Annotated in this window: 14 protein-coding genes; 11 read left to right on the top strand and 3 right to left on the bottom strand. The window is 67.4% G+C overall.

All coding sequences use genetic code 11. The features are described 5' to 3' along the window. Nucleotides 1-144: 144 nt before the first annotated feature. Entirely contained in the window at nucleotides 145-1,761 is a 1,617-nt protein-coding gene (locus ACTHLF_RS12385) for an NAD+ synthase (RefSeq protein ID WP_440327648.1), read from the top strand. Between the two features lie 235 nt (nucleotides 1,762-1,996). On the opposite strand, the gene ACTHLF_RS12380 is transcribed toward ACTHLF_RS12385, so the two are convergent. Continuing rightward, nucleotides 1,997-2,827: an outer membrane protein assembly factor BamD gene (locus tag ACTHLF_RS12380; RefSeq protein ID WP_440327647.1), complete on the bottom strand. Its 831-nt coding sequence runs from the start codon at nucleotides 2,825-2,827 to the stop codon at nucleotides 1,997-1,999. Nucleotides 2,828-2,896: 69 nt separating this feature from the next. Between ACTHLF_RS12380 and rluD the strand changes: the two genes are divergently transcribed. Together rluD and pgeF are read left to right on the top strand one after the other, a co-directional pair. Then, complete coding sequence (gene rluD / locus ACTHLF_RS12375; protein ID WP_440327646.1) at nucleotides 2,897-3,874, top strand: 23S rRNA pseudouridine(1911/1915/1917) synthase RluD; 978 nt, start codon at nucleotides 2,897-2,899, stop codon at nucleotides 3,872-3,874. A 5-nt stretch (nucleotides 3,875-3,879) separates the two neighbouring features. Beyond that, nucleotides 3,880-4,614 carry a peptidoglycan editing factor PgeF gene (gene pgeF, locus ACTHLF_RS12370; protein ID WP_440327645.1) on the top strand — a complete coding sequence of 245 codons (735 nt, stop codon included), beginning with the start codon at nucleotides 3,880-3,882 and terminating at the stop codon, nucleotides 4,612-4,614. A 131-nt stretch (nucleotides 4,615-4,745) separates the two neighbouring features. Here the strand turns inward: pgeF and otsA are convergent, their stop codons facing one another. Together otsA and otsB are read right to left on the bottom strand one after the other, a co-directional pair. Next, on the bottom strand, nucleotides 4,746-6,161 hold the full coding sequence (gene otsA / locus ACTHLF_RS12365; protein WP_440327644.1) for an alpha,alpha-trehalose-phosphate synthase (UDP-forming): 1,416 nt from the start codon (nucleotides 6,159-6,161) through the stop codon (nucleotides 4,746-4,748). Beyond that, a complete protein-coding gene (otsB, locus tag ACTHLF_RS12360; RefSeq protein ID WP_440327643.1) occupies nucleotides 6,158-6,943 on the bottom strand; it encodes a trehalose-phosphatase in 786 nt (261 codons plus the stop codon). Before otsB ends, otsA begins: the two co-directional genes overlap by 4 nt. Nucleotides 6,944-7,116: 173 nt before the next feature. On the opposite strand from otsB, the gene clpB reads away from it, so the two are divergent. The 8 genes from clpB (at nucleotide 7,117) to ruvA (ending at nucleotide 15,401) form a co-directional block, all read left to right on the top strand. Then, nucleotides 7,117-9,699 carry an ATP-dependent chaperone ClpB gene (gene clpB, locus ACTHLF_RS12355; RefSeq protein WP_440327642.1) on the top strand — a complete coding sequence of 861 codons (2,583 nt, stop codon included), beginning with the start codon at nucleotides 7,117-7,119 and terminating at the stop codon, nucleotides 9,697-9,699. Between the two features lie 173 nt (nucleotides 9,700-9,872). Next, nucleotides 9,873-10,184 (top strand): FmdB family zinc ribbon protein, encoded by a 312-nt coding sequence (locus ACTHLF_RS12350; RefSeq protein WP_440327641.1) that lies wholly within the window; start codon nucleotides 9,873-9,875, stop codon nucleotides 10,182-10,184. Nucleotides 10,185-10,376: 192 nt separating this feature from the next. After that, nucleotides 10,377-10,955 (top strand): DUF3011 domain-containing protein, encoded by a 579-nt coding sequence (locus ACTHLF_RS12345; protein ID WP_440327640.1) that lies wholly within the window; start codon nucleotides 10,377-10,379, stop codon nucleotides 10,953-10,955. 68 nt (nucleotides 10,956-11,023) lie between these two features. After that, nucleotides 11,024-12,796, top strand: coding sequence for an aspartate--tRNA ligase (gene aspS / locus ACTHLF_RS12340; RefSeq protein ID WP_440327639.1), 1,773 nt, complete (start codon nucleotides 11,024-11,026; stop codon nucleotides 12,794-12,796). 20 nt (nucleotides 12,797-12,816) lie between these two features. Next, nucleotides 12,817-13,452, top strand: a complete 636-nt coding sequence (locus tag ACTHLF_RS12335) for an esterase/lipase family protein (protein ID WP_440327638.1) — start codon at nucleotides 12,817-12,819, stop codon at nucleotides 13,450-13,452. Between the two features lie 40 nt (nucleotides 13,453-13,492). Next, entirely contained in the window at nucleotides 13,493-14,239 is a 747-nt protein-coding gene (locus tag ACTHLF_RS12330; RefSeq protein ID WP_440327637.1) for a YebC/PmpR family DNA-binding transcriptional regulator, read from the top strand. Between the two features lie 44 nt (nucleotides 14,240-14,283). Further along, nucleotides 14,284-14,805, top strand: a complete 522-nt coding sequence (gene ruvC / locus ACTHLF_RS12325) for a crossover junction endodeoxyribonuclease RuvC (RefSeq protein WP_440327636.1) — start codon at nucleotides 14,284-14,286, stop codon at nucleotides 14,803-14,805. Next, nucleotides 14,802-15,401 (top strand): Holliday junction branch migration protein RuvA, encoded by a 600-nt coding sequence (gene ruvA, locus ACTHLF_RS12320; RefSeq protein ID WP_440327635.1) that lies wholly within the window; start codon nucleotides 14,802-14,804, stop codon nucleotides 15,399-15,401. Before ruvC ends, ruvA begins: the two co-directional genes overlap by 4 nt. The last annotated feature ends 1 nt before the right edge of the window (nucleotide 15,402 follow it).

Here is a 15,402-nt window from a genome sequence, read left to right as displayed (position 1 = left end):
ACCCGGTGGGCGAAATCTTTCGCCACAACGCCACCGGCCCTGTAGCTCTCCGGCGAAAGGGGTCGCCCACCGGGTGGGCTCCTACGAGGGTATGGCGACCTGACGCGGTATCATGGGCGATCCCCGCGATTCCACGGATCCCCCATGTCCACCTTTCGCTTCGCCCTGGCCCAGCACGATTTCCCCGTCGGCGCGACCGCCGACAACGCGCGCCGGGTACGGGCCCTTGCCGCCGAGGCGCGCGACCGCCTCGGGGCCAAGCTCATCGCATTCCCCGAGCTGACCCTCTCCGGCTACCCGCCGGAAGACCTGCTCCAGCGGCCGAGCTTCCTCCAGGCCTGCGGCCGTGAGCTCGAGGCGTTGGCGCCCGACCTGAAGGGCATCGCCGCGATCGTGGGCTACCCGGATAGCCAGGGCGAGGTCTACAACGCCGCCTCGCTGATCCGCGACGGCAAGGTCGAATGGACCTACCACAAGCAGGCGCTGCCCAATTACACGGTGTTCGACGAGAAACGCTATTTCCGCGCGGGTGAGCAGACCCACGTCTTCAACATCGAAGGCGTCCGCGTCGGCATGCTGGTGTGCGAGGACATCTGGGAAGCCGAGCCGGCGGCGCACGCGGCGGACGCCGGAGCGGAGCTGATCCTCGTGATCAATGCCTCGCCCTACGACCAGCGCCAGGCCGCCACCCGCGAGGCGCTGCTCCAGCAGCGCGCGACGGAAAACGGTGTTGCCATCGCCTATGTGAACCTCGTCGGTGGCCAGGATGACCTGTTGTTCGACGGCCACTCGCTGCTGGTCCAGCCGGATGGCAGCATCGCCGCCCGCGCCCCGTTCTTCGAAGACCTGCTGCTGGGCGTGGAATACGACAGCGCGACGAAGCAACTGAAGGCCCTCGACTGGCCCGCGCCGGATACCCGCAGTGCCGAGGCCGTGATGTACGACGGCATCGTCCGCGGCATCCGCGATTACGTGGGCAAGAACCACTTCGAAGGCGTGCTGCTGGGCCTTTCCGGTGGTATCGACTCGGCCCTGACCCTGGTCATGGCGGTCGATGCGCTGGGCAAGGACAAGGTCACGGCGGTGATGATGCCGACCAAGTACACGTCGGATCTTTCGCTGCGCGAGGCGAAGGCCCAGGCGGAGCACCTCGGCGTCGAATACCACATCGTCCCGATCGAGGGTATTTACGATTCCCTGACCGGCGCGCTTGCCCCGGTCTTCGGTGACCGCAAGCCGGATATCACGGAAGAAAACCTGCAGTCGCGCACGCGCGGCGTGCTGCTCATGGCCATGTCGAACAAGTTCGGCCGGCTGCTGCTTTCCACCGGCAACAAGAGCGAAATGGCGGTGGGCTACGCCACGCTGTACGGCGACATGTGCGGTGCGTACGCGCCGCTCAAGGATGTCTACAAGACGGTGGTGTACAACCTCTCGCGCTACCGCGCGGCGATCGATGGCGGCATCCCCGAAGCCGTGATCGAGCGCCCGCCCTCGGCCGAGCTGCGCCACGACCAGACCGACCAGGATTCGCTGCCGCCGTACGATGAGTTGGACGCGATCCTCCAGCACTTCATCGAGGGCGAGGCTTCCGCGGAAGACATCATCGCCGCCGGCTACGACGACGCCACGGTCCGCCGGGTCATCCGCCTCGTCTACATCAACGAGTTCAAGCGCCGCCAGGCCGCCCCCGGCCCCCGCGTCACGACCAAGGCCTTCGGCCGCGAACGCCGCTACCCCATCACCTCAGGCTGGCGCTAAACCCCAACCCAGCCCTCGTGGGAGCGGGGGGGGGGGCGCCGGGGGGGGCCGCCCGCCCCCACCCGCCCCCCCCCGCGGCCCCACCATACCGCCTCCCCCGCGGCGGCCAAAAAAAAACGGCGGGGGGGGCGGGGTGGGCCCCCCCCCCCCCCCCCCCCCCCCCCCCCCCCCGCTCCCACAATTGCCTCTACCCTGGCGCAGGCAAAAAAAAGCCGGCTTGCGCCGGCTTTTTCTTTTAGTGGTGTCCCGAGAACGGGATGGCCTTGCGCCAGATCGACGGGTGGTGCGGCCAGTTCGGGTCCGTGAGGTACGGGTGGTCCGGGTAGTTCAGGGCCAGCACCGAGCGGGACTGGTCGGCCAGCGGCTTGCGGTCCAGGGCCAGGTAGCTGCGGGTCAGGATCGCCAGGGCATCGGCCGTTTCCGGCGACTGCTGGTAGTGCTCGACCACGTACTGGGCGCGGTCGGCCGAGGCGATGTACGACTTGGTCCGCAGGTAGTACTCGGCCACGTTGATTTCGAAGCGGGCCAGCTGGTTACGCAGGTAAATCATGCGCTGGCGGGCATCCGTGGCGTAGGCGCTGTTCGGGTAACGACGGGTCAGCTGGCTGAAATCGTCGAACGCCGTCAGGTTGAAACCCTGGTCGCGGCGGGTGGCCCCGGTGTTGTCGCCCTTCTGGAAATAACGCTCCAGGAAGCCGCCAGTGCGATCAAAATTGATCAGACCGCGCAGGTAATAGGCATAATCTGCATGCTTGTGGGTCGGAAACGTCTTGATGAAGCGGTTGATCGTCGAGTACGCGTCATCCGGCTTGTTGTCCTTGTACTGCGCGTAGGCCAGCTCGATCTGGCTCTGTTCGTTGATATCGCCGGACGGGAAGCGCGCGATAAGGCGCTGGTAGGCCTTCTCCGCCGCGGCATAGTCGGCATGCTCCAGCGAGTCGTGTGCGTTCGCGTAGAGGCGGTCGATCGGCATGGTGTCGATCGTCTCCTTCTTGCTGCGGAACATCGAGCAGGCGCTCATCGACATGACGAGGACGAGCAGAATGGTGATCTTGGTTGCACGCATTGAGAGAGTTCGGATGCTTGAGCGAATGGGCATGATAGCTGAAACCGGCCCCCGGCCGGGCGGAGCGGTATGACGACGTTACGACACGAGGCCACTGTGCCGCTGACGGCCGCAGGACGGCGCTTCGACCAGTCTTTGGCCGAGATGGTCCCCGATTACTCCCGATCCCGCCTCACGGCGTGGGTCAAGGAGGGCAAGGTGTTGCTGGACGGGGCCCCCGCGGCGCCGCGCACCCTGCTGAAGGGTGGCGAGACGGTGGTCCTGGAGGCCGAGCTGGCCGTCGAGGTGGGCGATGCCCAGCCCGAGGACATCGCCCTGAACGTCGTCTATGAAGACGACGACCTCATGGTGATCGACAAGCCGGTGGGCCTGGTGGTGCACCCTGGCGCCGGGAATCCGGCTGGGACGATGCTCAACGCGCTGCTGCACAGGCTGCCCGCGCTGGCCCAGCTGCCCCGCGCCGGCATCGTCCACCGCCTGGACAAGGACACCTCGGGCCTGATGGTCGTGGCCAAGACCATCGCCGCCCAGACGGCGCTGGTGGCCATGCTTTCCCGGCACGACGTGCACCGCCAGTACGAGGCCGTGGTGCTGGGCACCATGGTGGCCGGCGGCACGGTGGACGAGGCCATTGGCCGCCACCAGCATGACCGGCTGAAGCAGGGCATCCGCGACGAGGAACAGGGTGGCAAGGCCGCGATCACGCATTACCGTGTCCGCGAGCGCTTCCGCGCCCATAGCGTGCTGCAGTGCCAGCTCGAGACGGGCCGCACCCACCAGATCCGCGTGCACATGGCCCATATCGGCCATCCGCTGGTCGGCGACCAGCTTTATGGCAACGGCCTGCGCCTGCCGCGCGGCGCCAGCCAGGAGCTGATCGATGCGCTGCGCGGCTTCCGTCGCCAGGCCCTGCACGCCGAGAAGCTGGCGTTCGAGCACCCGATCACGGGTGAATACCTCGCCTTCGAATCGCCGCGCCCGCCGGACCAGGATGCCCTGATCGAGGCCCTGCGTGCCGATACGGCGATCAACCCGATCGAGGACTGAGCGGGATGGATGACGCCTGGATCCGCCCGGACTGGGCCGCGCCGGACGGCATCGGGGCCGCGGTATCGACCCGGCAGGGCCCCGGCGTGTCTGCCGGGCCCTATGGCCGCCTGAACCTGGGCCTGCGCTCGGGGGATGACCTCGTCGCCGTGGCCGCCAACCGTGCCTCGGTGGTGACGGCCCTGGGCCTGCCGGCGGAGCCGCTGTGGCTGCGCCAGGTGCACGGCACCGATGTGGCGGAAGGGGTCGCGGCCGAAGGTGAGGAGCCGGTGGCGGATGCCGCCGTGGCCCGCGGTCCGGGCCAGGTGCTGGCTATCCTCACCGCCGATTGCCTGCCGGTGCTGTTCGTCTCGGCCGATGGGCAGACCATTGGAGCGGCCCATGCCGGCTGGCGTGGGTTGGCGGCCGGCGTGCTGGAGAACACGGTGAAGGCCATGGGCGCCGAAGGCGTCCAGGCCTGGCTGGGGCCCGCCATCGGTGGCGGGTCGTATGAAGTGGGCGATGAGGTTCGCGAGGCGTTTGTCAGCCATGACGCAGGAGCGGCTGAAGCCTTCACCGCCACGCGGCCCGGCCATTGGCTCTGCGACCTGTACGTCCTGGCCCGGCGCCGCCTGGCGGCCGCCGGGGTCACCCGGGTCAGCGGCGGTGGCTTCGACACGTTCACCGACCACCGGCTGTATTCCTACCGGCGGGATGGGGCGCAGAGCGGACGGTTTGCCAGTCTGATCTGGACCAGGTAACTGCGCCCGCGCTTCGCAGGCATCGCGCGCAAGCGCGCTCCCACAACCTCGCGGAATACGACGCTAAGGGCTGATGCCCTTGTGGGAGCGAGCTTGCGAGCGATCGCCCCGCGAAAGGGCGGGGCCCTGTATCAGGGCGCCGTCATCGGCGAGGGCACGTAAATCTCCGGCTTCACCCTCGGCGGCTCCATCAGCGCGTGGAGGAACAGGTTCCGCCAGTGGGTGATGTCGTTGCGCTCGAGCACGTCCATCATGGATTGCCAGCGCATCCGCCGTTCCTTCAGGGGCATCTCCAGCGCCCGCTTCAGCGCCTCGGAGACCTCGTCCAGGTCCGACGGGTTCACCAGCAGCGCCGCGTCCAGCTCCTGCGCCGCGCCGGCAAAGCGCGATAGCACCAGCACGCCCGGGTCCTGCGGGTCCTGGCACGCCACGTATTCCTTGGCGACCAGGTTCATGCCGTCGCGGAGCGGGGTCACCAGGCCGACCTTCGCGACGCGGAAATAGCCCGCCAGCACCTTGTGGCCGAAGGATTTGTTCACGTAGCGGATCGGCGCCCAGTCCGGCTCGGCGTACTGGCCGTTGATATGGCCCGCACTGCGCTCGAGCTCGCGGCGGAGTGAGCGATATTCCGGCACGTCCGAACGCGAGGGCGGGGCGATCTGCAGCAGTGAAACCCGCCCGCGCATGTCCTTGTGATCGCGAAGCAGGCGCGCGAAGCCCTCGAAGCGCTCCGGCAGGCCCTTGGAATAGTCGAGACGGTCCACGCCGATGATCAGCGCGCGGTCGTCGATGGAGGCTTTCAGCTTGGACACCGCGCCACTGTCTTCCGCGCGGTGGGCGAGCTCCACCGCCTCGGCCGTATCGATGCTGATCGGGAACACGCCGGCGCGGAAGATCCGCCCGTTGGCCGCGCGGATGCGACCACCGGTGCGCATGGCGGCGCCCAACTCATGGAGGAAATAGTCCTCCAGCGCACGCAGGTCGCGCTGCGTGTGCAGGCCGACCAGGTCGTAGGACGCCAGCGATTCCAACAGCTCCCGGTGGCGGGGCAGGGTAATGAGCAGGCCCGCGGCCGGCAGTGGGGTGTGCAGGAAGAAGCCGATGCGATTTTCCACGCCCAGCTCGCGCAGCATCGCGGCGAGCGGGATCAGGTGGTAATCGTGCACCCAGACGATATCGTCCTTTTTCAGCAGCTTCGCCACGCGCTTCGCGAAGATGCGGTTCACCCGGAGGTAGCCGTCCAGGTGGTCGCGGCGGTAATCCACGAGGTCGCCGCGGTAATGGAACAGCGGCCAGAGCGCGCGGTTGGCGAATCCACTGTAGTAATCGTCGTGGTCGGCCTTGGACATATCGATGGTGGCGTAGGCGATGTTGCCTTCTTCCACCTCGTGCAGCTCCTTGCCGGTCTCGGCCGCGATATTCCCGCTCCAGCCGAACCACAACCCCCCCATCTCCTGCAGCGCCGCGTTCATGGCTGAAGCGAGGCCGCCGGTTTGCGTCTGCTTGGGCAGCGCCACGCGGTTCGAAATGACGACCAGTCGGCTCATCGTCTGCTTGCGGCTCCGTATGTCAAAGTGGATTTCACTTTATCCAGCCAAGCATGGACATCCGCCGGGCTAGACAATGTGAACGCCGCTTGTGACGGTGTTCTTGCACCAACGCGCACCGACATGCCGCCCCGTGCGTTCACGACCGCGAAGGCGTGCTCATCCGTGAGGTCGTCGCCGAGGTACACGGGCGACCGGCCCTGGAACGGGGCTTCGCCGAGGAAGGCTTCGACCGCCACGCCCTTGTCCATGCCGCGTGGCTTGAACTCGCAGACATGGTTGCCCGGTTGCAGCTCGAACGAGGGGAACGCCGCGGCGATGGCTGGCGCGAGTCGTTCCACCGCCGGGCCGTGCTCCGGCCGCTCGCGCCAGTGCAGCGCCACCGACCAGCTCTTGTCCTCGACCCGCAGCCCGGGCAGGGCCGTCGCCGCGGTGCGCACCGCCTCGCGCAGGTGCTGGAGCTCGCCGGCATCGACCGGGAGGGTGACCAGCGTGCCATCCGCGCGGCGCCGCTCCAGGCCGTGCTGGCCGGCCGCGGCCCAGCCGGGGCGCCCGAAAATCCGGTCCAGGCCGTCGATGGGCCGCCCGCTGACCAGAGCCAGCGCGCCACCAAGGGCTTCGTGCAGGGCATCGAGCGTCGCGAGCAGGCCCGGGGCGAGCGCCACGGCCTCCGGGTCGTCGGCAAAGGCCAGCAGGGTGCCGTCGGCATCGAGGAACAGCGCCGAGCGGTCATCGACGCGCTCGGCCGGTGGCGGGGGCAGGGGGCTGTGGCGTTCGGTCACGGCGGCTCCATTCGGGCTGGGATCGCCCGAGCATGCCCGCGATTAAGTAAAAAAACGGCGACGAACACGGCCAGTGAACTGTTGAAGGCGCATGATCTCACCCGCATCTGTGACACCAGAGGCGGCTGCGGGGAGGGCCCGGGGCACGCCAGAACCTTTGGGAGAAACCATCGATGCGAATGGACAAACTCACGTCGCGTTTCCAGCAGGCGCTGGCCGACGCGCAGTCGCTGGCCGTCGGCCGCGACAACAATATCCTTGAACCCGCCCACGTCATGCTGGCGCTGCTCGACCAGCAGGGTGGCTCGACCGGGCCGCTGCTCACGCAGGCGCAGGTGAACGTGCCCGCGCTGCGCCAGCGCGTGGCTGAAATGGTCGACCGCCTGCCGCGCGTCAGCGGGCAGGAAGGCAACATCAGCGCTGGCAACGACCTGACCCGCGTGCTGAACCTCACCGACAAGCTGGCCCAGCAGCGCGGCGACCAGTTCATCGCCAGCGAGCTGTTCGTGCTGGCGGCGCTGGACGATCGCGGCGAACTGGGCGGCGCCCTGAAGGGCGCTGGCGCCACTAAGGAACGACTCGAAGCCGCCATCGACAAGCTGCGCGGCGGCGAGAAAGTGCAGTCCGAAAACGCCGAGGAGCAGCGCCAGGCGCTGGAGAAGTACACGATCGACCTCACCGAGCGTGCCGAAAGCGGCAAGCTCGATCCGGTGATTGGCCGCGACGAGGAAATCCGCCGCACGATCCAGGTCCTGCAGCGTCGCACCAAGAACAACCCGGTGCTGATCGGCGAGCCTGGCGTGGGCAAGACGGCCATCGTCGAAGGCCTGGCCCAGCGCATCGTGAATGGCGAGGTCCCCGAGGGCCTGCGCGACAAGCGCGTGCTGTCGCTCGACATGGGCGCGCTGATCGCGGGCGCCAAGTTCCGCGGCGAATTCGAAGAGCGCCTGAAGGGCGTGCTTAACGATCTTTCCAAGCAGGAAGGCCGGGTCATCCTGTTTATCGACGAGCTGCACACGATGGTCGGCGCCGGCAAGGCCGATGGCGCGATGGATGCGGGCAACATGCTCAAGCCCGCGTTGGCACGCGGCGAGCTGCACTGCATCGGTGCCACCACGCTCGATGAGTACCGCAAGTACGTCGAAAAGGATGCCGCGCTCGAGCGCCGCTTCCAGAAGGTGTTCGTGGGTGAGCCGAGCGTGGAGGACACGATCGCGATCCTGCGTGGCCTGAAGGAGCGCTATGCCGTGCACCACGGCGTGGAGATCACCGACCCGGCGATCGTCGCCGCGGCCACGCTGTCGTCGCGCTACATCCCGGATCGCCAGTTGCCCGACAAGGCGATCGACCTGATGGACGAGGCGGCGTCGCGCATCCGCATGGAGATCGATTCCAAGCCGGAAGAACTCGACCGCCTGGAGCGTCGCCTCATCCAGCTCAAGATCCAGCGCGAGATGCTGAAGAAAGAGCAGGACGACGAATCGAAGCAGCGCCTGGCCACGCTGGAGGCCGATATCGAGAAGCTCGACCGTGAGTTCTCTGACCTCAACGAAGTGTGGAAGTCGGAGAAGGCCACCCTGCAGGGCGCCACGAAGATCAAGGAACAGATCGAGGCCGCGCGCCTCGAACTGGAAGCCGCGCAGCGCCGCCAGGATTTCGCGAAGATGAGCGAGATCCAGTACGGACGCCTGCCCGCGCTGGAGACGCAGCTGGCCGATGCGCAGAAGGCCGAGCGGCAGGATTTCACGCTGTTGCAGGATCGCGTCACCGCCGAGGAGATCGCCGAAGTCGTCGCGCGCTGGACCGGCATCCCGGTGTCGAAAATGCTGGAAGGCGAGCGCGAGAAGCTGCTGCACATGGAAGACGCGCTGCATGCGCGCGTCGTCGGCCAGGATGAGGCGGTGCGTGCCGTATCGGATGCGATCCGCCGCGCGCGTGCGGGCCTGTCGGATCCGAATCGTCCGTATGGCTCGTTCCTGTTCCTTGGTCCGACGGGCGTGGGCAAGACGGAGCTGTGCAAGGCGCTGGCGGATTTCCTGTTCGATACGCAGGACGCCATGGTCCGCATCGACATGAGCGAGTTCATGGAGAAGCATTCCGTGAGCCGCCTGGTCGGCGCGCCCCCGGGTTATGTCGGTTACGAAGAGGGCGGTTACCTCACGGAAGCGGTCCGCCGCCGGCCGTACAGCGTGATCCTGCTTGATGAAGTGGAGAAGGCGCATCCGGATGTGTTCAACATCCTGCTGCAGGTGCTCGACGATGGCCGCCTGACCGACGGCCAGGGCCGCACCGTCGATTTCCGCAACACCGTCATCGTCATGACCTCGAACCTGGGCTCGAACCTGATCCAGGAGCAGGCGGGCGATAGCGAAGCGGAGTACCTGCAAATGAAGGCCTCGGTGCTGGGCGTGGTGCAGGCGCACTTCCGTCCGGAGTTCATCAACCGCCTCGACGACCTCGTAGTGTTCCGCCCGCTCGACAAGAAGCAGATCCGTTCCATCGCGCGCATCCAGCTGAACTACCTTTCGAAGCGCCTGGCCGAACGCCAGCTCGGCTTCGAACTGAGCGACGCGGCGCTGGACCTGCTCGGCAGCGCCGGTTTCGATCCGGTATATGGCGCGCGGCCGCTCAAGCGGGCGATCCAGCAGCAGCTCGAGAACCCGCTGGCCCAGGCGATCCTGCGCGGCGAGTTCTCGCCCGGGCAGACCGTCCGGGTCGATTCGGACGGCAACCACCTTCGGTTCTCCGCGGGCTAAGTGCACCGTAGGAGCCCACCCTGTGGGCGACATCTTTCGCGATACCGCCGCACGATGTGTGGCTCTGCGCGAAGGGCGTCGCCCACAGGGTGGGCTCCTACGGACGCGCTGGCGCATTGAAAACGCGCCGAACCCCTTGATAATGACCGGCTAGAACACCCCCGGACCCCGCTATGCCCATCTACGAATTCCAGTGCCAGGCCTGTGGCCACCGCTTCGACCGCCTGCAGAAGATGTCGGACCCCGATCCGGAGACCTGCCCGAACTGCGGTGAGCCGCGGGTGGGCCGCATGCTGAGCGCGCCGCAGTTCCGCCTGGCGGGCGGTGGCTGGTACGAGACCGACTTCAAGAAAGACGGTGACAAGAAGAAGAACCTGGTTGAGGGGTCTTCGGGTGCGCCTGCTGCCACGCCGGCGGCTGCTGCGCCTGCTCCGGCGCCTGCACCGGCAGCGGCGCCGGCTTCGAGTGGTAAGGCCGGTGATTGATTGACGGAGGTCGCGCGGGGCGTCGCCCCAGGGCGTGCTTCAGCGGGTGAAATCGCGCGCAAGCGCGCTCCCACAAGCGCGCTCCCACAAGGGCTTGGCGGGATGGCAACGATTTCCTGCGATCCGTTCAATCAGCGTTGCGGATCCTTCCGATAGTTTTTGCGATACCTCGATCGAAAGGACATACCGGCCGTGAAACGCCTGCTTGGAATGGTTGCGATGCTCGCGCTTGGCGCGGGCTTTTTCATGGCTCCGGCGCCCGCCCACGCGCAGCGTGGCGGCGATACCGTCAATTGTTACAGCGATAACGGCAAGCGCTCGTACTGCCGGGTGCCCTGGCGGGATGCGCGGCTGATCCGCCAGGACTCGAAGACGGCCTGCATCCGCGGCCGTACCTGGGACATGGATCGCGGCGGCCTCTGGGTCGATGACGGCTGCCGCGGCATCTTCCAGGAAGCCGGTGGCTGGGGTGGCGGTGGCCGCCCGGGCTGGGGTGATGGCCGGCCGGGTTATGGCGATGGCCGGCCGGGCTACGGCGGTGGTGGCCAGCTCGTCGACTGCGAGTCCAAGGACAATAAGCGGGTGTTCTGCCGCTTGCCGATCGGCCGGGGCGCGCGCCTGGTCGAACAGCTCTCGAAGACCGATTGCCGCGAGGGCTATTCCTACGGGTTCACCCGGGATGGCATCTGGGCGGACCGGGGTTGTCGCGGGAAGTTCGATAGCGGGCGGGAAGGGATAGGGAGGTGGCCTACGCGCCCCCTCATGGCCTAAAGAAGACCCCGGGTCGTGGTACGATCCGGGGTCTTTTCTTTTGCATTGCACCGCGGAGCCCCAAGCGCATGCGCACCCATTTTTGCGGCCTCATCGACGAGTCCCTGGTCGGCCAGGAAGTCACCCTGTGTGGCTGGGTCAACACCCTGCGCCTGCAGAGCCACGTGGCCTTCGTCGACCTGCGCGACCATGAGGGCATCGCCCAGGTCGTGATCGAGCGCGAAAACGCCGATGCCTTCGCCGTGGCCGGCGAGCTGGGCTACGAGTACGTGGTCAAGGTCACGGGCCAGGTCCGCAAGCGCCTGTCGGTGAACGACAAGCTGAAGACCGGCACGGTCGAACTGCTGGCCGACAAGGTCGTGATCCTCAATGCCGCGCGCGACCTGCCGTTCGCGCTGCACGAGAATCCGAACGAGGACATGCGGATGACCTACCGCTACCTCGACCTGCGCCGCCCCGAGATGCAGAAGATGATGCGTACGCGCACCGCGCTGGTCCGCGAGCTGCGCCGCTACCTGGATACCGCCGGTTTCCAGGACATCGAAACCCCGATCCTGACCAAGGCCACGCCGGAAGGCGCGCGTGACTACCTGGTGCCCAGCCGCGTGCACCCGGGCCAGTTCTACGCGCTGCCGCAGTCGCCGCAGCTGTTCAAGCAGATCCTGATGATGGCGGGCTTCGACCGCTACTACCAGATCGCCCGCTGCTTCCGCGATGAAGACCTGCGCGCCGACCGCCAGCCGGAATTCACCCAGCTCGACCTGGAGTTCGCGTTCGTCGAAGAGCGTGACGTGCAGGGCTTCGTCGAGAACATGATCCGCCACGTGTTCCGCCAGGTGCGCGGCGTCGAGCTCGATGCCACGTTCCCGCGCATGACCTACGCCGAAGCCATGCGCCGCTTCGGTTCGGACAAGCCCGACCTGCGCATCGCCCTTGAACTCACCGACATCGCCGAGGCGGTGAAGCACGTCGAGTTCAAGGTGTTCGCCGACCCCGCCAACGACCCGAACGGCCGCGTGGCCGCGCTGCGTGTCCCGGGCGCCGCTGACCTGTCGCGCAAGGACATCGATGGCCTGACCGAGTACGCCAGCCGTTACGGCGCGAAGGGCCTGGCCTGGCTGAAGGTCGATGACCTGGCCAAGGGCCGCGAAGGCATCAACTCGCCGGTGGCCAAGTTCCTCGACGACGCCGCGCTCAACAAGGTGCTCGAGCTGACCGGTGCCGCCAATGGCGACATCGTGTTCTTCGGCGCCGGCGGCTGGAAGGTCGTGACCGATTTCATGGGCGCCCTTCGCCTGAAGCTGGGCCGCGACCGCGGCCTGGTCGAGGACAGCTGGAAGCCGCTGTGGGTCACCGACTTCCCGATGTTCGAGTACGACGAGGAAGAGAAGCGCTTCGTCGCGCTGCACCACCCGTTCACCGCGCCGAACATCGATGACATCGCCGACCTGCGTGCCAACGCGGCCGTGGCGCTGAGCCGTGGCTACGACATGGTCCTCAACGGCAGCGAGATCGGCGGCGGCTCCATCCGTATCCACCGCCCTGAAATGCAGAGCGCCGTGTTCGAGCTGCTCGGCATCGGCGCGGAAGAAGCCGAGGCCAAGTTCGGCTTCCTGCTCAAGGCGCTGCGCATGGGCGCGCCGCCCCACGGCGGCCTGGCCTTCGGCATCGACCGCATCGCGGCCATCATGGCCGGCACCGAGTCGATCCGCGACGTCATCGCGTTCCCCAAGACCACCAGCGCGCAGGACCTCATGACCGACGCCCCGTCGCTGGTCTCCGCCCCGCAGCTGAAGGAACTGCACGTCCGCGTCGATGCCGCGGAGTCGTTGAAGTCCTGACCCGAAGCCGTGGCTAGCCGATGAATGCCGTGCCCACCGACGTCATCCTGCTCCACGGCCTGTGGATGAAGGGATTCGCCATGGCCATGCTCAACCGGCGGCTGCGCGAGGAAGGCTTCCGGGTCCACCAGTTCGAGTACATGAGCGTGGTGGCCCCGCCGGAGCAGGCGATCGCCCGGTTGCGCAAGCGCATCCGTGGCCTGGCGCCCGGGCCGGTCCACGTGGTGGGGCATAGCCTGGGCGGCATCCTCGCCCTGCTGGCCTGCCGTGACCTCGACGAGCCGGGCGGCCGCATCGTCTGCCTGGGCTCACCCCTCAATGGCAGCGGCGCCGCGCGCGGTCTCACCCACCACTGGGGCGGCGATGTCCTGCTCGGCCGCTCGCGCGAACTGCTGGCGCACGGCCTGGACCACTGGGACGGCCCGCGCGAGGTCGGCATGATCGCCGGCCGCCAGCAGGTGGGCCTCGGCTCGCTGGTGGGCGACGTGGGCGACCAGCACGATGGATCGGTCGGCGTGGAGGAGACCCGCCTTCCGGGCCTGACCGCCCACTGCATCCTCGAGACCAGCCACACGGGCATGCTCATTTCCGCCGATGTAGCCCGCCAGACCGCCTTTTTCCTGCGCGAAGGCCGCTTCGATACACCGCTCGTGTAGAATCGCGCCCCTGTCCATCCGGTAGCGCCAGGAAATACACATGGGTAGAGGCCCGTCCATCGAAGGTCGCAAGAATGCCGAAGACGCCAAGCGCGCCAAGGTGTTCACCAAGCTGATCCGCGAAATCACCATCGCCACCCGTGGCGGCGTGCCTGACCCCAACGGCAACCCGCGCCTGCGCGCGGCTGTCGACAAGGCCCTGGCCGCCAACATGACCAAGGACACCATCGAGCGCGCGATCAAGCGCGGCTCGGGTGCCGATGGCGGCGCCGACATGCACGAGATCCGCTACGAGGGCTACGGCCCGGCGGGTACGGCACTGATCATCGACTGCGTCACCGACAACCAGACCCGTACCGTGGCCGACGTGCGCGCGGCGCTGACCAAGCTCGGCGGCAACATGGGCACCAGCAATTCGGTGGCGTTCCAGTTCACCCGCGTGGGCCAGGTCGTCATCCACACCGGCGGCGACGCCGACGTGGAAGCGAAGCTGGAAGAGGCCGCGATCGAAAATAACGCCGAAGACATCGTGATCGCCGATGGCGTGGGCACCGTGCTGCTCGCCGCCGATCCGATCGCCGTGGAAGCCATGCGCAAGGCGCTTGCCGCCGCGGGCTTCGAGGTCGATGGTTCGGACGTGGTCATGCGCCCCAACGGTCCGCTGGTCACGCCGACCGGCGAGGCGCTGGAGCAATTCCAGAAGCTGCTCGCGCGCCTGGATAGCCTCGACGACGTGGATGAGGTCTACCACAACGCGGTGCTGCCGCAGGAAGCGGACGACGAGTAAGGCCCACGGGCCTTGCGCGCACCGCACCGCATCGTTTCGTCGCCATGACACGAATCCTCGGCATCGACCCGGGCAGCCAGCGCACGGGCGTCGGGATCATCGACGTGGCCGACAACGGCGCGCTGGCCCACGTATGGCATGGCGCGCTGGTCATCGGCGGGGAGGCGACCTTCCCGCTGCGCCTGAAACGCATCTTTGACGAACTTTGCGTCATCATCGGCGCGCACGGTCCGGCGGAAGCCGCGATCGAGCGTGTCTTCATGGCGCGCAACGCCGATTCGGCCCTGAAGCTGGGCCAGGCGCGTGGCGCGGCCGTGTGTGCCGTGGTCAGCCAGGGAATCGTCGTGCACGAATATGCAGCGACCGAGGTCAAGCAGGCGGTGGTCGGCACCGGCCGCGCCGACAAGACCCAGGTACAGCACATGATCGGGATGATCCTCGGCCTGAAAGGTCCGCTGCAGGCGGACGCGGCCGACGCGCTGGCGATCGCGATCGCCCATGCGCACACCCGTTCCAGTATTGAACGCGTGGGTATCCCGCGCACGGCTTGGAGACGTCGGCGATGATCGGCCGCCTTCGCGGAATCCTGGTGAGCAAGCAGCCGCCGTCGCTCCTCGTCGAGGTCGGCGGGGGCGTGGGCTATGACGTCGATGCGCCGATGTCGACCATCTACGACCTGCCGGCGACCGGCAAGGAAGTGACCCTGCTCATCCACTACGCCGTGCGCGAGGATGGCGTGTCGCTCTACGGTTTCCTCCGCGAAACCGAGCGGGCCATGTTCCGCAACCTGCTGAAGGTCAGCGGCATCGGCGCGAAGATCGCGCTGGCCGTGCTCTCCGGCGTCTCGACGGAAGAACTTTCCCGCCTGGTCCACGCGGGCGACGTGGTCGCGCTTACCAAGATCCCGGGCATCGGCAAGAAGACCGCCGAGCGCATGGTGGTGGAACTGCGCGACCGCGTTGACGCCACGGGCGTGCGCCTGCCCGCGGCCAACGGCGGCGTCGCCGCACCGGTCGATCCGGTGGGCGAGGCCACGGTGGCCCTGCAACAACTCGGCTACAAGCCGCCCGAGGCCACGCGCCTCGTCAGCAAGGTGGCCGCCGAAGGCGATACCGCCGAAGCCATCATCCGCAAGGCGCTGCGCGCCGCGCTGGGAAGCTGAT

The organism is Luteibacter sp., assembly GCF_051958795.1.
GTDB lineage: Bacteria > Pseudomonadota > Gammaproteobacteria > Xanthomonadales > Rhodanobacteraceae > Luteibacter.
Note: the sequence above shows the minus strand (reverse complement) of the source record. Positions and strands in the feature narration are given on the sequence as shown.